The sequence below is a fragment of the Njordella calcicola genome, assembly GCF_056494125.1.
Genome location: NZ_CM151396.1, coordinates 1,122,052 through 1,144,050, shown reverse-complemented (window position 1 = coordinate 1,144,050; position 21,999 = coordinate 1,122,052). Strand labels below are relative to the sequence as shown.

At 51.7% G+C, this 21,999-nt stretch carries 18 protein-coding genes and 1 tRNA gene; 11 read left to right on the top strand and 8 right to left on the bottom strand.

Annotated features, from left to right (window positions below; translation table 11 throughout):
• Positions 1 to 4 precede the first annotated feature (4 nt).
• From SH302x_RS04340 to SH302x_RS04330, 3 genes are all read left to right on the top strand, one after another.
• Positions 5 to 1,630 (top strand): RHS repeat domain-containing protein, encoded by a 1,626-nt coding sequence (locus SH302x_RS04340; protein ID WP_479367518.1) that lies wholly within the window; start codon positions 5 to 7, stop codon positions 1,628 to 1,630.
• Between the two features lie 686 nt (positions 1,631 to 2,316).
• Positions 2,317 to 2,673, top strand: coding sequence for a hypothetical protein (locus SH302x_RS04335; RefSeq protein ID WP_479367517.1), 357 nt, complete (start codon positions 2,317 to 2,319; stop codon positions 2,671 to 2,673).
• A 462-nt stretch (positions 2,674 to 3,135) separates the two neighbouring features.
• Positions 3,136 to 3,297 (top strand): hypothetical protein, encoded by a 162-nt coding sequence (locus SH302x_RS04330; RefSeq protein WP_479369327.1) that lies wholly within the window; start codon positions 3,136 to 3,138, stop codon positions 3,295 to 3,297.
• Here SH302x_RS04330 and SH302x_RS04325 read toward each other — a convergent pair.
• From SH302x_RS04325 to SH302x_RS04305, 5 genes are all read right to left on the bottom strand, one after another.
• Entirely contained in the window at positions 3,294 to 4,436 is a 1,143-nt protein-coding gene (locus SH302x_RS04325; protein ID WP_479367516.1) for a glycosyltransferase, read from the bottom strand. The two genes, SH302x_RS04330 and SH302x_RS04325, sit on opposite strands and share 4 nt — an antisense overlap.
• 1 nt (position 4,437) lies before the next feature.
• Positions 4,438 to 5,232: a lysophospholipid acyltransferase family protein gene (locus SH302x_RS04320; protein ID WP_479367515.1), complete on the bottom strand. Its 795-nt coding sequence runs from the start codon at positions 5,230 to 5,232 to the stop codon at positions 4,438 to 4,440.
• Positions 5,233 to 5,250: 18 nt separating this feature from the next.
• The gene (locus tag SH302x_RS04315) at positions 5,251 to 6,801 is read right to left on the bottom strand and encodes a phytoene desaturase family protein (RefSeq protein WP_479367514.1); all 1,551 of its coding nucleotides are present in this window, start codon (positions 6,799 to 6,801) and stop codon (positions 5,251 to 5,253) included.
• Positions 6,802 to 6,883: 82 nt separating this feature from the next.
• Complete coding sequence (locus SH302x_RS04310; RefSeq protein WP_479367513.1) at positions 6,884 to 8,365, bottom strand: aldehyde dehydrogenase family protein; 1,482 nt, start codon at positions 8,363 to 8,365, stop codon at positions 6,884 to 6,886.
• An 83-nt stretch (positions 8,366 to 8,448) separates the two neighbouring features.
• Positions 8,449 to 9,465, bottom strand: coding sequence for an AAA family ATPase (locus tag SH302x_RS04305; RefSeq protein WP_479369238.1), 1,017 nt, complete (start codon positions 9,463 to 9,465; stop codon positions 8,449 to 8,451).
• A 341-nt stretch (positions 9,466 to 9,806) separates the two neighbouring features.
• Between SH302x_RS04305 and SH302x_RS04300 the strand changes: the two genes are divergently transcribed.
• From SH302x_RS04300 to SH302x_RS04270, 7 genes are all read left to right on the top strand, one after another.
• A complete protein-coding gene (locus SH302x_RS04300) occupies positions 9,807 to 10,970 on the top strand; it encodes a DegT/DnrJ/EryC1/StrS family aminotransferase (RefSeq protein WP_479367512.1) in 1,164 nt (387 codons plus the stop codon).
• Positions 10,971 to 11,033: 63 nt separating this feature from the next.
• The gene (locus SH302x_RS04295; protein WP_479367511.1) at positions 11,034 to 11,399 is read left to right on the top strand and encodes a diacylglycerol kinase family protein; all 366 of its coding nucleotides are present in this window, start codon (positions 11,034 to 11,036) and stop codon (positions 11,397 to 11,399) included.
• A 34-nt stretch (positions 11,400 to 11,433) separates the two neighbouring features.
• Positions 11,434 to 12,144 (top strand): SOS response-associated peptidase, encoded by a 711-nt coding sequence (locus SH302x_RS04290; protein WP_479367510.1) that lies wholly within the window; start codon positions 11,434 to 11,436, stop codon positions 12,142 to 12,144.
• Complete coding sequence (locus SH302x_RS04285) at positions 12,137 to 13,405, top strand: RNA polymerase sigma factor (RefSeq protein WP_479367509.1); 1,269 nt, start codon at positions 12,137 to 12,139, stop codon at positions 13,403 to 13,405. Before SH302x_RS04290 ends, SH302x_RS04285 begins: the two co-directional genes overlap by 8 nt.
• Before the next feature lie 81 nt (positions 13,406 to 13,486).
• Positions 13,487 to 14,227, top strand: coding sequence for a proteasome-type protease (locus SH302x_RS04280; protein WP_479367508.1), 741 nt, complete (start codon positions 13,487 to 13,489; stop codon positions 14,225 to 14,227).
• Positions 14,220 to 15,074, top strand: coding sequence for a transglutaminase-like domain-containing protein (locus SH302x_RS04275; RefSeq protein ID WP_479367507.1), 855 nt, complete (start codon positions 14,220 to 14,222; stop codon positions 15,072 to 15,074). Before SH302x_RS04280 ends, SH302x_RS04275 begins: the two co-directional genes overlap by 8 nt.
• 223 nt (positions 15,075 to 15,297) lie before the next feature.
• Positions 15,298 to 18,723: a DEAD/DEAH box helicase gene (locus tag SH302x_RS04270; RefSeq protein ID WP_479367506.1), complete on the top strand. Its 3,426-nt coding sequence runs from the start codon at positions 15,298 to 15,300 to the stop codon at positions 18,721 to 18,723.
• A gap of 391 nt (positions 18,724 to 19,114) precedes the next feature.
• Here SH302x_RS04270 and SH302x_RS04265 read toward each other — a convergent pair.
• Together SH302x_RS04265 and SH302x_RS04260 are read right to left on the bottom strand one after the other, a co-directional pair.
• Positions 19,115 to 19,187, bottom strand: a tRNA-Lys gene (locus SH302x_RS04265).
• 164 nt (positions 19,188 to 19,351) lie between these two features.
• Positions 19,352 to 19,666 (bottom strand): hypothetical protein, encoded by a 315-nt coding sequence (locus tag SH302x_RS04260; protein WP_479367505.1) that lies wholly within the window; start codon positions 19,664 to 19,666, stop codon positions 19,352 to 19,354.
• Between the two features lie 117 nt (positions 19,667 to 19,783).
• Here SH302x_RS04260 and SH302x_RS04255 point away from each other — a divergent pair, with 117 nt between their 5' ends.
• Entirely contained in the window at positions 19,784 to 21,394 is a 1,611-nt protein-coding gene (locus SH302x_RS04255) for an AMP-binding protein (RefSeq protein WP_479367504.1), read from the top strand.
• A gap of 154 nt (positions 21,395 to 21,548) precedes the next feature.
• Here the strand turns inward: SH302x_RS04255 and trxA are convergent, their stop codons facing one another.
• Complete coding sequence (gene trxA / locus SH302x_RS04250; RefSeq protein WP_479367503.1) at positions 21,549 to 21,899, bottom strand: thioredoxin; 351 nt, start codon at positions 21,897 to 21,899, stop codon at positions 21,549 to 21,551.
• Between the last annotated feature and the right edge of the window lie 100 nt (positions 21,900 to 21,999).

Genomic DNA, 21,999 nt, shown 5'->3' with positions numbered 1-21,999 from the left:
AGTCGTGATTCCGAGTTGCGATGGGACTTACAATTATCTGTACGATAACGAAGGGAACACGATTCGTCGGACCAAGATCTCCAATGGTAATGTCCGAGAGATGGCTTGGGATCATCGCAATCGCTTGGTGTCGGTGACCGATCGAGTGAGCCTGGGCGGCGCTATCCAGAAGAGCGTTCAGTATGTTTACGATGCGTTTGATAACAAAGTCGGTAAGCTTTTGGATGCGGACGGCAACGGGACGATTGATTCGGAGACGGCTTGGGTTTACAGTGAAGGCCATGCGCTGCTGCAATTCAGAGATACCGATGGCGTAGGCAGTGCACAAAATCTTCGGTTATCGAATCGTTACTTATATGCGGATATCGTCGACATGCTATTGGCGGACGAGCAGTTCTTGACCAACAATGGTCCGCTGTTGAGCGCCACGTCGGCAAGCGGTACTGCTGGCACGACGCTCTGGCCGCTAACAGATCACTTGGGCAGTGTGCGCGATGTGGTCGATAACAGCAAAGTTGTTCGGCAGCATGTGAACTATGATGCGTTTGGTAACCGCATCAGCGAAGTCTATCGCAATGCAAGTGGCACTGTGGTAGGAGCAGGCACTCCTGGCAGCATCCAGATGCTCTTCGGCTTTACTGGTCGCGACTGGGACACCGACAGCGAGTTACAATACAACCGCGCCCGCTGGTTCGATCCTAAGACCGGAAGATGGCTCAGCCAAGACCCTATCTCATTTGCCGCTGGCGATGCGAATCTATATCGGTATGTATTTAACCAATCGACGAGATACACCGACCCATCAGGAATGATAGTTCCTCTGTTCGTTCTAGGCGGTGCAGTGGGCGCAAACATTTACATCTGGTGGAATAACTCGCAAGTCGCGGATGACATGTACAATGACCGTCCAATAGATTTGAATCAAACACCATATAGCATCAGTTACCACAAAGGGCTGGTATGCTCAACTGCAAAGGGTGGGACCATCGCAGTTGCGGCACCATATGTTGCAAGCGCCTTACCTAGTGCAGCCACTACTTCGATTGCAGTAGGCATTGGTGGTTACGGCGTTTACCATGGCGGCTCGCAGGCGATTGAAGATTTCTCAGAGGGAAACATTTTCTCTGGAACATTCAATACAGGAATGGCGGGTTTGTCAGGATTCGGAATCGCCCAAACAATTAAGCCAGGACTTGGGATAAGCCCTCAAGGAACTCCGATGCAGGAGTATCAGCGCTATAGAAGTCAAGGATACTGGCCGCGTCAAGCGAGAAGTTTGATGGAGCCGCTACCGAGGGTATCACAAGGCAATCACTTTATTCCCCAAAGATTTGCGTCAGATCGAGGTGGTGTTTTGCCACGATCTTTGATCGAAAGCCCATTCAACGTAATGCGCCCCACGAACATTAGCAAAGGTCGATTCTATGAACGACATGCTCTGGGTGATCCTTTTTGCAGAACTGTACGCATCCCTGGGGGAGACTCTTGGTCCCGTGACAATTTCTTACCTGGACAGTTTCCATTAAATGGGCATACGACTTCTCAGTGGCTAAACTCGCCTATCTACGGTATGGCAGACGCGATGCAAGGCGTCGAAATTATTGTAATTGTTTCCGGCGTAAAGGAGTGAGACAATATGAGAGTGGGGCGTCATGTCCGAGTTGAGCTAGACGTCTTCGATTCTATATTGTTTGAATCGAGTGATTCAGAGACTCCTCACGGCAGGTACTTGGCGGCAAAAATTCGCGACTGCCTCGCCGCAAATCCACAACTGAAAGTAGAGCAGCTATTCCAAAGATCCTTTTATGGTTGGGAGTTTGTGTTGGTATCTGAAGGAAGGCGTTATGTGTGTGTCATCCAAGTTGGCGATTACGTTTCGCTATCGATATCTCAAATTGGATTTTTCAATTGGTTTTACGGTAAGCGGAGTCCAAACACCTCAATTGATGCTCTCACGCAGATAGTTTGTGAAGCGATTAATTCAATTGCAATCACTAGTCCGAACGCCAAGACTGAGCTTGGCATGTTTGAGTTTTCGCTTTGAATTATCATTGTTACGGGCCGAATTGTGGACGTAGTTTTGGCCGAATTAGCACGAAGGCTGGAGAACCAACAAAAGTTTGAAGTGGGAAGTTTGAGGTTTGAAGATTGGATAGACCGAATTCGCGTCGTATTTGTATATTGGCGAGTCGTTACTGAAGTGGACGCAGCAATGACTTCCTCCGTGTGCTTTGCGTCTTGGTGTGAAATTTTGCTTTTTGTCTCACTCAAAGACGCTAAGGCACAAAGGACGGTTGCTGAGCACCGATGGGACTTATGACTATCTCCGACAACGAAGGGAACACGATTCGTCGGACCAAGATCTCTAATGGTAATGTCCGCGAGATGGCTTGGGATCATCGCAATCGCCTGGTGTCGGTGACGGATCAAGTGAGCTGGGCGGGGCGGATCACCCACGCCCCTGGCTCCCTTCTCCCCTGTCTTCAGGGGAGAAGGGCTGGGGATGAGGGGCCAACCGCAGCGTCCATCAAGCAACCAGTGCCCAGCGACATTACGGCCAATACTCTGGCATGTTTAGCACACCAATCCTATTGCGACACGTTGGGGCAAGCCCAACGGTCGCTCAGAGCTCGCGATCTCCGAACGTTGTGCCTTGGTCTTCTGTCTTTCTAATGCTCCCGGCTTGTCCGGGAGATTGTTACGTTTCTCGCTACATGCCTACGAACAAACGACCCCTCTACCACTAATGCTCCTGGCTTGCCCAGGAGATCGTTCCGTTTCTTGCTAAAGTCGTTACTGCAAAGCAAGAAGCCGAACGATCCACCGGACGAGCCGGTGGGATTCCCGTTCTGGCGGGCTCTTTGGTGTAGCTAGAAACCCAACCATCCACTGGGCAAGCCAGTGGGATTTGGATCGCGCTGCGGTGCAAGCATCGACGCGAAACTGGGCCTTGTGCCCAGTCTTCGCAATAGGATTGTTGCGCGAAGAGCGACCGAATTTCTTTTGGCAGGAGAATCAGGGCAGTAGAATAGAATCCATGACCATTCTCCTGCCCCCATTCTCTTGCCCAGTCTTCGCAATAGGATTGGTTCGCTAAAGCATGACGTGCGAGCTTTGTCAGAACCAATCGCAAGAATGGCCAATAAGCTCGATGAGTGCACGGGCAGATTCTGGGAGGGACGCCTCAAAGCGCAACGGATTGCCGACGAAGCGGTCGAGCTTGGTCCCGTGGTCAACGATCGGCCGCCGCTTGCTTCGCTGGTGGCTGAATCGAATAAGACCACCGCCCTTCTTTAAGTACTTCTGCCGCGCCACTGCGAACTCAGTCCAAGTATCGATCGAATATAGGCCACCCATTGCGCCGCCACAAACCAGCTTACTGCTAACGGATTGAGCAGCACGCCCAGTAAACTGGACTCCAAACGCTGGGCAATCAGCAGGCGTGGCAAGAACGAGAGCGATGACGCTATGCACAAGATGAGCTTGGGCAACAATTCCCACTGCCAATACAAGCTGTGCAAGAACATCAAGAACGGTAGCACAAAACCGCCGAGTAGCAGCACCGTAAAAATGTAAATCAAACGACTGTTGGCAATACCTTCCGTCGCATTTTTCAATAGCCCAACATTGACCTCGCGAGTGTTCGTATACATGCGACACACAGCAAGATCGCTCGCATCAAATAAATCTGTGGTGGCCCCTTTGGCTCGAAACGCTCGCGGAAACCACAAGCCGTCATGACGAGAGGCGGAGATGAGCGAATGGCCGCCCAATTCCAGATATCGATCCCGCTTGGCAAAAAACATTTGACCACAACCAGCCGCAAGAGAAGGACTGTTGTCTTTGCGAGCTCGACCCAATGGCAAGTATCCCAACAACACCAAATACATCATCGGGATCAGCAATCGCTCAGCAAACGTCTCCGTTTCTTGCCACGGGAAACCGCTCAGCAAATCGACATCAAGCGACTGTTGTATCGACAAAACCAGCTTCAACGCTTCTGGGTGCAGTCGCACATCTGCATCCAAAAAGAGCAGGTAATCTCCAGTAGCAGCTTGCCCTAGCTGCCAACAAGCAAACTGCTTGCCATTCCAACCACTCGGCAAATCTTGGGACGACAGTAGTCGAATAAAACTGACCTGTGACTGAATCTGGCTGACAATCTCAGCGGTAGCGTCTTCGCTATGATCGTCCAGCACGCAGACCTCTAAGTTGGGATACGTCTGCCTGGTAATCGATTCCAAGGCGTTGCGAATCGATTTCTCCTCGTTTCGCGCCGGAACAAGCACGCTGATCTTGGGCCATTGAGAATCAGACTTCTTACTTATCTCCGCGACGGCTCCTGCGCGTTGAAACCGTTTAAGGTTGGCGATGACCATGACTGCTGGCAACAGAGCCAGGCAGAGCAGGGCGATACTAATCCAGAGGTGAAGCATGTTATTGATCATCATGACGAAGCCGAATCGACTGGCGTTTAAAAATCGCCTTGGTCATTCTGGCTACATCGTACAAGTTTCCTGGCCGCTGAGTAGCTTGCTTCACTCGGTGAAATGGGGCCATCGAACGCGCAAGCACAAGTTCTCTAAGCTGCTGTTGATTAGCTCGAAACTGCTGAGCCAACAATTCAGAGACTTCCGGTTTCGATCTCCCTTCCAGATCTTGTGAGAAGATCGGCTGACCCAATCGCATCAGCATGTACGGTAAACGTTCGTTCCAAAACGGATACTCGATTGCCAAGGGCACGGCTACAACTTGTTTTTGAGAGACAAACAGGTGTGCCAACCCAGGCATGAGTGGTCGTGAGTGATCACGCGCATCGGTGAATTGTCCCTCGGGAGTAAGCCAAATTGCGGCTTTCTTGGAATCGAGAATTGCTTTGGAGTAACGCAGAAAACTGGCAGCCCCCGTATGAGAATTCATTTGTGTTGGATAAAAACCCAACTTGCGAAAGACTTCATACTTCTTCAGCGCTTCCGCATCGATCGGTGCATAAAACATCCGCTCGGGAAATACAAACTCGTGCAACAAGATCGCCAGGATCGGATCCCACCAGGAAGGATGATTGGCAAAAACGAGTGCCGGAACATCAGCCGGAATGGTCCGAGTTCGAAACGCAGAATCATCGACAGCCATCGTTTCAAACGACCGCCGGACCATACGATTGGCATACCATACAAAGCCTTTGTACAACCAATCTATCCGTTGGAGCAACTCGTTTTTTGGCTTCGGCATGAGCGGAAAACAAATCGATTAGTGCGCTGCAGTCGTCGCCAGCTTGTTGGAATCTTGATCAACTACATCCGCTGCGATCCAGCCACTCATCATGACCATGGGCATCCCAGGTCCAGGGTGAGCGGCACCGCCAGCCAAGTACAACCCTTTCAGGTCCTTACTACGATTAGCGGGCTTAAATGCTCCCAGCCATCGACCATGGCTGGCCAATCCGTAAATCGCGCCGTTCAATACACGATAACGCTTGTGAATACCTTCAGGGGTTAGCGACGCTTCGGTTACGATGCGATCGCGAAGGCCGACCATTTTTCCGGTGCGTTCCAGTTTATCGAGAATCACTTCGCGATATTTCGGCAACATCTCGCTCCAGTTGTGATGCTCTCGTAAATACGGAGTGTGCACCAAGATATACAGCGCTTCGCCACCTTCCGGTGCAACGGCTGGTTCGGTTGCGGCTGGAGCACAAACATAGGCGGTTGGGTCCGGCGCGGGCTCACCACGACGATAGATGTATTCAAATTCTTCGTGCGGGTCCTTGGAGAACACAAAGTTATGATGCAGCAAATGGTCGTACCGCTGCGACAAACCCAAGTAAAGCACCACGCCTGAACAAGCGGGCTCGTATTTGCGTCGTTTGTTAAAGCGACCCGTAGCGGGCGAACCGGTCATCAATTCCGTATGCGTTCTGACTGCATCGCAATTGCTAACGACGGCATCGAATTCGAAGCTACGGCCATCTTTCAACGTCACGCCTTGAACTCGCTGGCTGTCACGGTTGATCGTCGCAACTTCCGCGTTGGCGACATATTCAACGCCTAACTCTTGGCCCAACTTGTACAGAGCTTCCGGCACAGCACGTGTTCCGCCGATCGGGTACCAGACACCCTCTTCGGTCTGCATATGAGCAATCCCGCAGAGTACGGCCGGCGAGGCTTCGGGCGAAGAACCTACGTATTGAGTAAAGTGGTCGATCATTTGAGCCGCACGCTCGTCACTGACGCAAGATCGAACCAGTCCTGCGACCGATTTGCCCATTCGCAGCGACAAAACATCTTTCAATACGTCCAGAGAGAAGGCTCCTCCCACATCCATCGTGTCGGCCAACCCACCGATGCTGCGCCAAAAGAAAAACTTCTTGGATACATCATGCAGTTTTTGCGAGATACCAATAAAGCGTTCGTAGCCATCGGCAACTTCCTTGCGGCCTGAAAGTGCGATCAAGTTCTCTTGCATCACTCTGGTATTTTCGACCAAGTCCAGTGTAGCTCCGTCATCGAAAAAACATCGCCACTGCGGATCTAAGCGAACCAAGTCCAGATACTCTTCAACATTCTTACCAGCTTCGGCAAAGATACGTTTTAGGACCGATGGCAGCGTTAGAATGGTTGGCCCCATATCGAATCGATAGCCACCTTCGGCGTGCACCGCTGCTTTGCCACCGAACCATTCGTTCTTTTCGAAAACAGTGACGCGATGCCCGCGTGCAGCCAACGTGCAGGCCGATGCCAAACCTGCCAGACCGCTTCCAACCACGCCGACTCGTAAACTGCTTCGTTGCTTGTCAATCATTTTCAACCCATGTTCCTAACAATGTGCGATCTCGAAGTCCGCTCGCCACGCAACTGTCAACGTACTGTTATGATGCTTTTTATCACTTTGACAAGCTCTTGAGCTTCACGGCTTGGACCATTCGACGAATTCCCGCGATTCTTTGCCTTAGATTTTGCCCGTGCAACCAAGCGAAAAGGCCTTGAATCAAGTTATCATCGGACGCATGAGGCGCATCCAGATGCGGCAAAAAGTTCCCTTGGCGAAGCAGAATTGACTTTTCCCGCGTCATTTGTCGAAGCCCCTCGGCTCCACGCGAAACGCCAAACCCGCTCTCACCACGCCCGCCAAAACTCAGACTTGGCTCGACCGTAGGTGCAATGACGTCATTGATCGTGACCATACTCGCGTTGATACGTGTGGCCAATTGACGAGCCGTTTGTGGATCGCCAAAAACACTTGCCGTCAGAGCGTACGGACACTGCTCATTGCACTGCAGCCACGTTTCCAGGCTCGCGTCTTTCTGCCTTAAGATCGAAACTACTGGAGCAAAGATGTCTGCTTGCGCGATAGCCATCGCCCTATCGACGCGATCGACGATCACAGCGGATACATCTGCTTCACTCGCAAACGAATTCCACTCGATCGATTCCGCACCAGCAAACGCGGTCACCACAGCTCCTTGCCTAGTAGCACTTTCCAACAGGCCATGCAGGGACTGCTGCGTTGGTAAAGGCAACTTTCGCGCGGCGAGCTGAGGCATATGGGTCAAGAGCAGTTCGACCAAGCGGTTCGCTTGTTGCTCGTTAATCAACACGCGTCGCGGTGCCATACAGGTTGCTCCATGATTCAGTCGCAAACCAAAGGCAATCGCGCGGGCCACTTTCTCCAAATCCGCCCCCTCTAGCACAAACATCGCATCACAACCACTCAGCTCAGCTATTACCGGCACCAGTTTCTCCGCCGCCTTGGCCGCCACTAAGCGCCCGGTCTTGCTCGACGCCGTCATGATCAGCAAATCAACCCCCGCCTCCAGACATGCATCGACCGATTGCGCCGCCGGGTCAATGACACGAATTAACTCGCGAGGAAAACCGCACTCAATAAACAAGTTCGCTAACGCCTGCGTCACTGCTTGAGCACCGGGAGCGGGCTTCACCACAACCGCATTGCCAGCAACTAAAGCTTGGAGCATCTGCACGCCCGTTAGAAACACTGGGTAGTTCCATGTTCCAATTACCAGAACGATCCCATACGGTTCACGAATCACCTCAACTTGCATGCGTCCAAGATAAAAGTCGAGCCCGCGATGTTGAGTGAATCGCTGCTTGAGAACAGACGGGGCATTTCGTACATGCCATTTGGCCGCGGCCGCTAACGAAAGCAATTCGGACGAGATGAACTGCGACAGCGAACGCGCATTTCGTTGATCCAACTGGACAAAGATCGCTTCAGCATTGCTTTGCAGCATGCTGGGTAGCATGCGCAGCGGAGCGACGCGAGCTTTTACATCGCGGGAGGCCCATTGTCGTTGCGCATTTCGCAAAAGCTCCCAATCAGCGTTTGATTCAATCGATGGATTCATTACGAAAAGGGACCTAAACGTCGTACGCGAAGCGGTGCTCAATGCGTCGCACAGCCGCTTCCATGCTCGTGATAGTTTCGATATTACAACTGGATTGGCGGAGCTTCTTGGGCGGCAGCATACTTGGGAATGACCGGTTCAGGTACTTCCTTTAGCAATCGCTCTAGAATCTTCTCTGTAGACATACCGTCTGCTTGGGCTTGAAAATTCGTCGCCAAGCGATGACGCAGAATGGGAATCGCGACGCGACGGATGTCTTCGATCGCGACTGAGAATCGACCATCCATAGCGGCCATCGCTTTACCGCCAGCCAGTAAGAATTGTCCTGCACGAGGCCCTGCGCCCCAGTCCAATAGCTCTTTGATAAAGCCAGGTGACGCATTGTCGTGCGGCCGTGTTGCACGGACCAAGGCTGCGGCATACTTAATGACATAGTCAGTGACAGCCACCCCTGCGACTAGTTTTTGAATGTTCAAAATCGCTTTGCCGGTAAGCACTTTTTCAGCAACCGGTTTTTCCGCTCGAATCGTGTTGGTCAAGATTTGTTCTTCTTCGTCGGCCGAAGGATACCCCACCTTGATGTTAAACATAAAGCGATCCAACTGGGCCTCGGGCAAAGGATACGTCCCTTCTTGTTCGATCGGATTTTGAGTTGCGATCGTAAAGAATGGGTCCGGCAAATCATAGGTCGTTGTACCAACTGAGATCTCACGTTCCTGCATAGCCTGCAAGAGAGCCGCTTGGGTCTTGGGAGGCGTACGGTTGATCTCGTCGGCCAGCAATATGTTGGTAAAGATCGGCCCTTCGACAAAGCGAAACTGCCGACGACCATGTTCGTCTTCATCCAACACGTTGGTGCCTGTGATGTCCGATGGCATTAAGTCCGGCGTGAATTGAATACGTTTGAACTGAACATCCAGGATTTTAGCTAGCGTACTGACCATTAACGTTTTCGCTAGGCCAGGCACACCCTCCAGCAAGCAGTGTCCGCGGGTGAAGATGGCAGCAAAAATCTGGTCGATGACTTCGTCTTGCCCCACGATAATCTTTGCCATCTCATGCTTCATTCGATCGCGATGTTCGCGAAATTCCCGAAGCAAATCACCAATATTGCGGGGCGGTTTTCCTGACACGTGGTTTTCCTTGATAAGTTTCGTTCAATGCAACGCTGCCTTAGATTGTAGCGATGTTCTAAACTTCGCGGATAGTCTGCCAGCAAAACTCGCACGTTCTTTCGGTCGACATCGACTGCTTTCCTACGTGCAGTCCGCCCCTGCAGGCCTAGTAGTTATCGCAGCGGAGATTTAGCGGTTGCGTGGTTTTCTGGAACCTCTCTTGACGCTGAGCAAGCAGGGGGCTTAGATTCCAACAAGTAATTCTACATGTGGCTGCCGCGATACTTTTCAATGCCTGCCGCGAACAAGCAAGGATGCTTTCATTCATGAACACTTCTCTAAAACCCAATCCCGTTCCACTTCTTGACGTCAATCGCGGCAACCAAGCGCTGCGCGACGAAATCCTGCAAGCAATCACGGCCGTCGTGGACAGCGGCAGGTTCCTGCATGGCCCTCAAGTCACCGAGCTTGAAGGCAAAGTCGCTGAGGTTTGCGAGACCAAGCACGCTATTGGTTGTGCTTCTGGCAGCGATGCTTTGCTGCTGGCACTGATGGCGTTGAATGTGCGGGCTGGCGATGAAGTTATCTTGCCTAGCTTTACATTTTTTGCAACAGCCTCCTGTGTCGAGCGTTTAGGCGCAAAGATTGTTTTTGCAGACATAGAACCCGACACCTACAACATTTCCGTTTCGCATGTGGAATCATTGATTACATCGCAGACCAAGGCGATCATTCCGGTGCATTTGTTCGGCCAGTGCGCCGCCATGGACCAACTATGCGATCTTGCTACACGCAAGAACATCGCTGTGGTCGAAGATGCTGCGCAAGCCATCGGCGCTCGCTATGACGGCAAACCTGCGTGTGCTTGGGGCGACATCGGTTGCTTAAGTTTCTACCCAACCAAAAACTTGGGTGGGTTTGGCGACGGCGGCATGCTGACCTGCCACGACGATATGACTGCAGCCAGACTGCGATTGTTTGCCGCACATGGCATGCAGCCACGTTACCATCATCGTGAGGTTGGCATCAATTCGCGACTGGACACCATTCAAGCGGCCGTACTGAGTGTCAAGATGGATCACTTAGCCAGCTACACCCGGGCTCGTCAATCCAACGCGGCTCGTTACAGAACGCTTTTCGCCGCAAACCATTTGGACGATGTATGCGATCTGCCTAGCCAAGACGTCAAGGCGTTTCACGTCTACAACCAGTTCGGAGTTCGCGTGCATGAAGGACGTCGCGACGCATTGCTGCAGTACTTGCAAGCACGAAATATTGGTTGCGAGATCTACTATCCGATTCCGCTTCATCAGCAACAATGCTTTAAGCACTTGGGGTACACCGCCGGCAGTCTGCCTCACACCGAGAAAGCAGCTCGCGAGATTCTTCATCTCCCGATTTATCCGGAGCTAGCGATCGAAGAGCAACATCGGGTCGTGGAAGCGATCGATCAATACTTCCATACAGGCTCGCTCCGCAAAGTAGCCTGAAGAGTTCCGCAACAAAGCAGCAATGAGTTTTAGCTTATTGCTGAAGCTCCAACGAAATCTGCCATGGCACTGAAGATAAAGGCTTTCGCGGTCGCTGTCCGAGGGCTGAGCCATGGCATCGCGACGGAATCGCATCTCCGCTTCCAAATCTTAGTCGCGATTGCGGTGAGCACACTGGCTTTGCTACTGCGTGCAGACTGGGACGATTGGTGTTGGCTGGTATTGTGCATCGCAATAGTATTAACCGCAGAGCTGTTTAATACCGCGTTGGAAAGACTCGCGGATCGTATTTCGTTGGAGTATCATCCGCTGGTTCGCGATGCGAAAGATGTAGCCGCTGGGGCAGTTTTGCTGGCCTGTGGTGCCAGTGCCACAATTGGAGTGCTTCGATTCTGGCCCCTGATCACGCGAGCGATTACACTGGAGTGAGCCCAAACGCTGATTATCCCTTTTCCATGCTCTCATGTGCGGTCGATTCACGCTAAAAAGCAATCTCGCAGATTGGATCGGCTCGTTATTCAAAGACCCGATCGATCTGGTACCGTCATCGATCACTCCCAGTTACAATATCGCTCCAACGCAATTCATTTGGACGGTAGCTTGCAGCACGGACCATCACCTGCGATGCCAAAAAATGTTCTGGGGACTGCTGCCAGCTTGGGTCAAGTCGAAGGCTGAGGGAGCCAAGCTGATTAATGCACGCAGCGAAACCATCTTGGAAAAGCCCACATTCAAGAAAATCGTTCAGACCAACCGCTGCTTAGTCCCGACTGACGGTTATTACGAATGGATGAAGATGCCAGATGGCTCCAAGCGTCCTCATTGGATCACTCGGGCCGATCAGCAACCTTTTTTCTTCGCTGGGATTTGGCAAGACAATAAGCATCTGGCGGAAAACCCTGAATCGCCCTTGCGATCGGTCAGTATCATCACGACAACCGCCAATGAAAAGTATCAATATCTGCACGACCGTATGCCCTTGTTGCTCATGGATGAACCGCAGCGGCAACGATGGCTCAGCGAGCAACCCTTCGAGGCTGACGATATGTTGAAGTTTGCAAGACCGCCTGCCAATGACGACTTAATGGCTATCGAAGTTTCTTCTAAGGTAAGCAACGCAAGGAATCAGGGGCCTGAATTGATCCAACCGCTAGTAAAGAACTCGGATGACTGACACCAGTATCAGCGAGATTTACACGCAGCACGCAAGGAGAGTTTTTGCTACGCTAGTTCGCTTGGTAGGAGACTTTGATCTTGCCGAAGAGTGTTTGCATGAAGCATTTGCAGCGGCCTTAAAACAGTGGCCGGTCGAAGGCCAACCCGCCAATCCAACCGCTTGGTTGGTATCGACAGGCAAGTTTAAGGCAATCGACTTGGTTCGCCGCCAAGCAAAACTTAGGCAAATGCAGCCTGACATTCTGGCCAGGATGGAGGCGATTCAAGAAGGCAATCAGCAGGGGACACAGCACGATGTCACCGACGACCGGTTGCGATTAATCTTCACTTGCTGCCATCCCGCGATCGATCCCAGCATCCAAGTGCCTTTAACATTGCGAGAAATATGTGGTCTAACCACCGAAGAGATTGCCAACGCCTTTCTCACATCCACGTCGACGATGGCGCAGCGGATTGTGCGCGGCAAAGCGAAGATTCGTGAAGCGAAGATCCCTTACGAGATCCCGAGCCTAGCGGATTTGCCTGAGCGTTTAGACGCTGTGCTATCGGTGATCTACTTGGTTTTTAACGAAGGTTATTCGGCGTCGGTTGGTCCCGTTCACACACGCAACGAGCTTGCCAGCGAAGCGATCCGATTGGGTAGATTGCTGCTGGAGTTGCATCCCGCGCCGGAAGTGCAGGGGTTACTCGCATTGATGCTGCTGCATGAATCGCGAACTCCGGCTCGTACGACGCCGCAAGGTGAGATTATTCTGTTAGAAGCACAGGACCGATCGCTTTGGGACCAAGCGCTGATCCGGGAAGGCCTTCATTTGGTCGAACAAGCGTTGGCCTCGCGTCGCTTTGGCAGCTACACCTTGCAAGCAGCGATTTCCGCGGTTCATGCTGACGCCCCATCTGCTGATCAGACGGATTGGGGGCAGATTGTCGCGTTGTATGATTTACTGAAGCGATGGCAACCATCGCCGATTGTAGAGCTGAACCAAGCGGTCGCAGTCGCGATGCAGCGAGGCCCTGAAGCGGGTCTAGCTGTGATTGAAAAAATTGTTTCTGAAAAAAGTCTGGCCGATTATCATCTCTTGCATTCGGCTAAGGGCGAATTGTTGCGCCGCGCGGGGAGATTCACTGAAGCGCTAGCCTGCTTTGAAACCGCACTCTCGCTAGTCAAGCAAGCTCCAGAGTATCGGTTGTTACAAGACCGAATCGCTCAAATCAAGTCGTCATTGGCTCAAGAAGGTTCGCTCGACCAAAAAGAATAGGGCAGAGCGTTTGACTTTTCACGCGTGTCGTAGATTATAACCGAGTGATCCATTTGATCGTGTTTTAGATAAAGGCCCGGAATGACATTCTGTATTGCTACGCGAGTTCAAGACGGCATTGTCGCTTTGGCGGACACACGCATCGTCAAAGGCGGCGAGCGACTGAGCAAAGCGAAACTCGCACTTCATCTTGCTGCTGGAGGATCGTTTTTTACGATGACCAGCGGACTGCGGAGCATTCGCGACAAGATGCTGATCTACGGTGAAGAAGCGATGTCCAGCAGCGAAGGTTCTTTCACGCGGTTGTACCAAGTGGCCAATGTCTTGGGCGAACAATTGCGACGTGTCCGCTCGGAAGATTACGAAGCACTGCACCAAGGGAACTTAAGCTTCAATTTGCATGCGATCATCGGAGGTCGACTGCGAGACGACCCCAATCCGACTTTGTTTCTGATTTACCCCGAAGGTAACTGGATCGAAGTCAACGACGATTCACCTTACTTTGTCATCGGTCGCACGCCCAATGGTCGCGCGGTTTTGGATCGACATCTGACTTGCAAAACATCGCTGGCCCAAGCCGCAACGCTATCTCTGTTGGCCTTTGACATGACAGCCACTAGCGTGACCGACGTCGATTATCCAATCGATATGGCCATCATGCAAAGCGATGAAACTGAATTTAGGCAGCAACGCTTTCAGGAAAGTGACCTTCAAGCGATCACTCAAACTTGGCATGATGCCATGGCAGCGACACTTCAAAGCGTTTCCAAAAGCTGGCTAGACCCGTTGATTCCCAACAGAAAGGTAGCGATGCATGAGTAGACTGAAGTTAGCCCCTATTGAGGTAGGCTGCTTATTGGAGTACCAGGTTGCCAAACCGACGGTACTGTTGCTGAACATTGCTTGTGCAAGGACAGAACATCAGGAAGTTTTGCAGGAGTCTTTGCGAGTGACTCCCGAAGTGGATGCGGTACCATGCCAGATCGGACAAGCGAAAAACCGATTCCATCGCTTGGTAGTGCCCCCAGGTCCGCTGAAGATCGAGTACGACGCCACGGTGCGATTGGCGGCGGCGATGGAGTCGACAAAAACCGTTGAGCAGTTGGATTACGCTTTCATTCCAGCAGAAGTGCTGATCTATTTAAATCAAAGTCGATACTGCGAGTCGGACAAACTGACTGATTATGCGGAGCAATTGTTTGGTGGATTGCCCGCGAATTTTGATCGTGTAAACGCCATCTGCCAGTGGGCGCACAAGAAACTCACGTACCAAGCAGGCACAACGACGCTTTCCACCACAGCCTGCGATGTCCTGATCCAGCGCAAAGGAGTATGCCGCGATTTTGCTCACGTGGCAATCGCGTTTTGTCGTGCGCTAGGCGTGCCTGCACGCTATATCTCTGGATATGCCTGTCGTTTGAAGCCACCTGATTTCCATGGCTTCTTTGAAGCGTATCTTGGCGACCGATGGTACCTGTTTGACCCGACAAAGCTTGCCCCACCGGCAGGCTTGGTTCGTATCGGTGCTGGCCGAGATGCCGCCGATGCAGCGTTCGCAACGATCTGGGGCGACGCGGAACTAACATTGATGAATGTCTGGGCAAAGGAAACCAAAGAAAATGATCACTTGATGACGGAAGCAGACCATCTTGGGTTCAGCACCGCTTGACCAACTTCACCAATCTCGCTGGGTGTCGGCAAAGAGTTCAAGTGAGCCACATCGAACCATGACGCGATGTGATCGAAAGCGATTTCGATTTCGAGCAGAATGCCGGGAAACTGACGTTCTCGAATTCAGCAACTTTGGGTAAATTGAGGCCTCTGGAGCAAATAACGAATTTCACCAGCGAGTGGCTGTAAAGTCACAACTGCACACGGAGTCTCAAGGATTCATGAAGAACCAACCAAATCGCCGCTCTCCAATTGACCGAAATACTTTGTCCGCAGCATTGGGAGCCATCTTTGGCGGCAAACGCGCAACAGCATCGCCAAATCCTCTTGCGGCTCTTATGGATGATCCATTGCTGGTTCAACAAGTTTTAGATGATGACGTCCCGTTAACGCGGATCGCTGCGATGAAAACAGCAATCAGCCAACCCACCAAATCAATTTGGCTGAGCAATTATGAAATGTTGCAGGGGGCTTTCCCGAAGCAGTCGCGAACCAATTCCCAAAAACTTAAGGCGACGGTTGATATTGATTCCGTTTTCAAGGACGGGATGGTCTGCGGCCGAGTGGTTGTCGGAACAGAGAGGCACGCTGTGTTCGCTCGGTTCATCAAGGGAGACGCTAGAGAAAACAGCCCCTGTGGCTGCAGTTGTGAAGATTCCGACGGTCAATATCCTTGCCCTCACGGCTATCTTTTTGTATCCCACATTGTCCGATTACTGAACGACAACAAGTCTGCGCTCAACAAGCAGATTCAAAACTCGGACTTTGATCCTGATCAAAAAAAACCGGCGCTTTCTAGCTTCGCTTACTTTGATGTCCAGCAGGTCGCTTCATTACTCGACTTCGAACTCGGCCAAGCAGATTTACTTTCTATGGAACCGGACGATTGTCTGGGTGACTTCCAGCCCTCTGCGCCTACCGGACGAGTTGTTTGGGATTTTTCTTGCTCTTCAGAATGGAAAGTCATCCCGATTTTGCAAACGCCGCGCAAGAAAGGGGGCGGTTGGACCAAAGGTAAAGCCCTCTCTTTAGACTCGCTGCATATGCGAAAGGACTTGAGCGAGAAAGTTAAGCAAATTGCTAGTCTGATTGAAATGCCAGAGAACTACTATGACTCACCCTACCTGTCGCTCACCCAAGTGGCGGCAGCCCTAGAAGGCTCAGAAGAAGCTCTTATCAATAGTGTGCCCGCAAAAGTCGTTCGCTCCGATGTCTATATAACCTTCGAACTTGAGCAAGATTGCTACCACCCAAGTTTCTACTCCAATGGCCTCTGTTATTCAGCGGAAGACTGTGAAATTGAAGATGAAGGTGTGGTCTGTTTGGATACAAACAAACTTGAAATTCAATTTTGGGAGTCCGACGAGATCACGACCGACGTGGTCTCCGCTGTCATTGGATTGCCTCCCATTCCTGCTCAACACTTTGAAACGCTTCTGCCCAAGCTAGTCGCCGCACAACGTACCATCGGTCTTCTGTTACCCGAGTCGACTCATGGCCCCAAACGAGATGACAATCCCAAAGCCGTGCTGCTGCTCCGTTCGCGAAAAACAGGACAACTGGATTATGGTATTCGATTGAAAGACACCTTAGGGACGATGCGACGTCCTGCCAAAGGCCCGTCAGTTATCCAAGGTCTAGAAGATGGCAAACCATATCAACTACTGCGATCCTATCGAAAGGAAATCCAGCTCGCTCAGCAAACACTGACCGCATTTGGACTGAATCCCAGAGAACACCAAGGCACCATTGATGACTTCGAGACAGCCTTCCAGTTACTTGAGCGAATCCAAACCACGCCAGCAGAACAACTGCAATGTGAAGTGCTGTGGGACAAGACTTCGGAAGAGCCGTTGCGTATCCTGGGCACGATCAGCTCCAACAATGTCCGAGTCGAAATCGGACAAAAAAGAGACTGGTTCAACTTAAGTGGTCAATGGAACAACGGCCAAACGTCGATTGAGATTTCCAGCCTGCTACAAAGCTTGCGTGAGCAGGCCGAGAATCAAGTCCAAGGCAACTTTGTTCGCATAGGTGACCAGGGGTGGGCTCGGATCTCAGACGATCTGCGGAACGGACTGCGTCGTCTGGACGATTCCACCCATCAAGACCGAGGGACACTGCGTTTTGATAAGACATCCGCGGTTCACCTGCGCGAGTTGAACGAGTTGTTCCATTTCGAAAGCACTCGAGCCTGGAACAAGTGCCTGGAAAAGCTAGAGCGTGCTGAAACGATCGATCCTCAGTTGCCCGCGGGATTGAACGCTACGCTACGGGAGTATCAATTCGAAGGCTTCCAATGGCTCAGGCGATTGGCCGAATGGGGTGTGGGCGGAGTCTTGGCCGACGATATGGGACTGGGAAAAACAGTCCAAACACTTGCCGTGCTGCTGGATCGCGCCCATGAAGGACCAGCCCTGGTGATCGCTCCGACTTCCGTCGCATTTAACTGGGTTCGGGAAGCGAAGAATTTTGCACCCGAAATGAACGTGCATCTTTATCGCGAAACCGACCGCGGCGATTTCCTGAGCTCGATCGGTGCTAACGATTTAGTCGTCTGCAGCTACGGCTTAGCGCTTCGCGACAGCCAAAAATTAGCGGAGGTGCAATGGTCTAGCATGGTGCTGGACGAAGCCCAAGCGATCAAGAATGGACGCAGCAAAACGTCGTTGGCTATCGCAGCGATTCCATCGAATTGGACGATCGCCCTGACCGGTACCCCGGTGGAAAATCATCTTGGCGAACTGTGGAGCTTATTCAAGGTCGTCGCTCCAGGCGTGTTTGGCAGTTGGGAAAATTTCCGCACGAGATTTGCGGCTCCAATTGAGAAAGGCAAAGATCCTGAAAGGCAAATGGCACTGCGCGAACGACTGAAACCCTTCGTCTTGCGAAGAACGAAAAAAGAAGTCCTCAAAGACCTGCCGCCGCGAACTGAAATGAATCTGTACGTGGAATTGTCGCCAGCCGAACGAGCTATCTACGACTCGGTTCGCCAATCCGCAATGGGCGAGTTGGATTCGATTGCCAAATTGCCTGACATCCAAGATCAGCGTTTCAAGATCCTTGCATTGCTTACTAGACTACGGCAAATTGCATGTCATCCACGGATTGTGCATGACACTTGGAAAGATCGGTCTGCAAAGCTGGAACAACTTGCCGAGAAACTGCAGGAGTTGAAGGAGGAGGGGCACCGAGTATTGATCTTCAGTCAGTTTGTGCAACATCTTGCCTTGATCCGTGAAATGCTAGAGCAGGAACAGATCAGCTATCGTTATTTAGACGGATCGACCCCGGCGGCGAAACGGCAAACGGAAGTGGATGGGTTCCAAAATGGTGATGCGACAGCATTTTTGATTTCGCTGAAGGCTGGCGGCACCGGATTGAACTTAACCGCAGCCGATTATGTGATCCACATGGACCCTTGGTGGAACCCGGCCGTGGAAGATCAGGCGACTGACCGTGCGCACCGAATCGGACAAGACAAGGCCGTGATGGTCTATCGCATCATCGCCAAGGACACGATTGAGGACGAGATTCTCAAGCTGCATGAGAGCAAGCGAGATTTAGTCGCAGGAATCCTAGATGGGTCGCACAGTGCTGCCAAACTATCCACGGAAGACTTAATCGACATGATCCGTAAAAGTTGAGGTTGCATCTCAAACTTTGATGATGGAAGCCTACGACAGGCTTTTCATCTAAACGCAATACCGTTCAACTTTGTAGGCAGTCCCTCCTTTAGGCCCATTTAAGTCTTCCGCAGGCGTGTCGGCTTTTAGGCGGCAGTGCCTGCAAATAGATCCCGCCTGAAGTTGGTATTGCGAACTATTGTCGCAGGTTGTGCATGTTCCGGCACGTCGCACGCCCACCGAGCCTGTTCAATCGAGTTGGAAATCTCGCTGACGGACGCGTTACAACAAGTGCTTAGTTCCCCGGAATCAAAATTCCGGAAAGACGAGTGGTCGCATTCATTCTTGAAAAACCGCGACACATCACGAAAACGGTGGTGTGAGACCAGCCGAATACAAAAGAAAACAAAAGTGAGAGCGGCGCGACTCGAACGCGCGACCCACGGATTAAAAGTCCGATGCTCTACCGACTGAGCTACGCTCCCATTTTTTGGAGGGGTTAATCTACCAATATCTGTCCCTACCGCAAGGGCTATCAACGCGCAACACCAGAAGCTTTTCGGATCTCCAGTTCGGGATTTCAACCCCGCATAGACCACCCTAAACACGCCGCAAGCTCTGCATTTCCCCTAACTGCGATCAACGACCGCTAGCGATTCCAATTATGGTCGTTCATCCAGTTATCCACCGCGTTGGATACCGTTTCGCCCACCGCATTGGACGCCGATTGGCCAAAGACTTTCGAATTGCCAGCTTTTGCCATCGCGGCCGCCAATTGCGAGTGATTCTGCCAGTCGGTCACCGTGAATGTGCGTATGTCGACGTAAGGAAAGGCAACTTGGGGCGAAATTTTTCGAACGAATTGCACTCCATCATTGGATCGGACAACATAGAAGTGCATGCTGCCGTACAACCCAATCACTCCCACCACGATTCCTGCTAAAAAGGACGTAAAGCGATTCATCTTTTGTTAACTTCTTTTGTGATTGCCCTAAGCCCCAGTACTAGTGTGATGACGGGCCTTGCGTGATATAACAAACGTCCGTCCACTGAGTCAAGTTCGCCAACTCAATACCCAAACATGCCAGTATTTAAGAATCTAAGTTGGAACCTGTGTGCCGAGTTCGTTGTCGAGTGCCGCGCGAGAGCGAAAAACCTTCGGATTGCCGATTCGACCGGCGTTAAATTAAATGGCTCTGATCTGCTGACTCGGACGTTAGTCCTGCGCCGCGTGCTGCGAAGGACTTTGGGCGTCGATGAGCAAAATGTAGGCGTCTTAATGCCACCTACGGTGCCCGGAGCCGTCGTGAACTTCGCTTTGGCTCTCGATGGGGTCACCGCCGTAAACCTCAATTACACCGCAACCTCAGCAATTTTGAATCGTTGCCTGGATAATGCTGAGATTCGCCACGTGATCACTTCGCGCAAAGCGATGGAGAAGTTTCCCCTGGAACTCAAGACCTCCTACATCTACTTGGAGGACATCCGTGAGCAAGTGGGCTTATGGGACAAGATAGTGTCCGCAATTCAGGCAAAGTTTGCTTCGGTCGCTGCGCTGTGTAAGCCTCGTTCGGGGCGGGAAAGAAACTCAAGCGACCCTCTGACAATCATCTTCACCAGCGGCTCTACGGGCGATCCCAAAGGGGTGGTGCTTACCTATGAAAACATTCGAGCAAACATCAGTTCCATACAAACAGCTCTTTCGCTAACCGAGAAAGATTTCCTGATTGGCATTTTGCCGTTTTTTCACTCCTTCGGTTTTACCGTCACGCTGTGGACTCCTTTTGTGCTGCCACTGGGGGCCGCCTTCCATTACAGCCCATTGGACGCAAGACAAATTGGCAAGTTAACTCAAGATTTCCAAGCCTCCGTGCTGCTTGCGACCCCGACCTTTCTCAGAAACTATTTGAGACGCGTAGAACCAGAGATGTTCCGCTCGCTGAATCTTGTGGTGGTTGGTGCCGAGAAAGAGCCTCAATCCCTGTCCGATGCATTCGAAGAGCGATTCGGCGTGCGACCGGTAGAAGGGTATGGCATGACTGAAATGGGACCTCTCGTCTCGGTGAATATCCCCGCCAATCGATGCACAGATGCAGACCCCAGTTCAAAACTGCGAGAAGGCTCTGTCGGCCAGCCTTTGCCCGCTGTCGAAGCGAAGATCCTATCTCTGGAAGATGGCTCGGTGCAGCCACGCAATGTCGACGGCATGTTGTACGTCCGAGGACCTGGCTTGATGCCTGGTTACCTAAATCAAAGCGAGCTGTCTGCTAAATGCATCAAGGAAGGCTGGTACGAAACGGGCGACATCGGCCACATCGATGATGATGGCTTTATTCACCTGACCGGTAGGCAAAGCAGATTTTCTAAAATCGGCGGTGAAATGATTCCGCACGGCGTGGTCGAAGAAGCAATCCACGGTTGTATCGGTGAAACGAACGAAGATGGCAGTGTGACAGCGGTTGTCACTGCCGTGCCCGACGAGAAACGCGGCGAACGCTTGATTGTTCTGCATCGCGGATTGAGCAAGCCCACCGAAGTCATCTTAAAGCACTTAAGCGACATCGGCTTGCCGAACCTGTACCTGCCCTCTAAAGATGATTTTTTGGCAGTCGAGGAGATCCCAGTTCTAGGTACCGGTAAGCTCGACCTCAAAGCGATTCGCGATCTGGCTTTGAAAATCACAGCAAAGTAGCTTTGAGTGCGGCGCTGCGAAGTCTCGGAGACCGACCTGAAATCAATCGCTGATTTCTCGGCACGATTCCAGCGGGTGCGTTTTTAGCGAACCCGCCGGATTAGCATTGGCGATCAGTTTCCACTCGCTTGAGCGAGGGTTACCCAGTCGCTAATTAAACCGACTGCATCGCAGATTCAATTTTCGATTTTGGAACCAAGCCCATAAATCGCTCGGCAATTTCGCCATCCTTGAAAATGATCAACGTAGGGATGTTCATCACACCGTACTTTTGAGCCGTTTCAGGGTTGTCGTCTGTGTTGATCTTGCCAACCTTTACCTTGCCTTCATATTGGACAGCAAGTTCTTCAATCAACGGAGCAATCTGGCGGCAAGGACCGCACCACGGGGCCCAAAAATCCACCAAGACCGGTTCGGTCGACTGGAGGACATCCGCATCAAAATCGGCGTCATTAAATTCTAGTGCTTTCCCCATCATGTACCTTTCTTCGAACAAATAGTTCACACGCGATTATGTCACGTATCAATATTTTACGCCTGTCAAAATCGACGTCTATGCGTTGTAGTGACCATGGTGGCAATTTCTGTTCCAGTTGACAACGGGG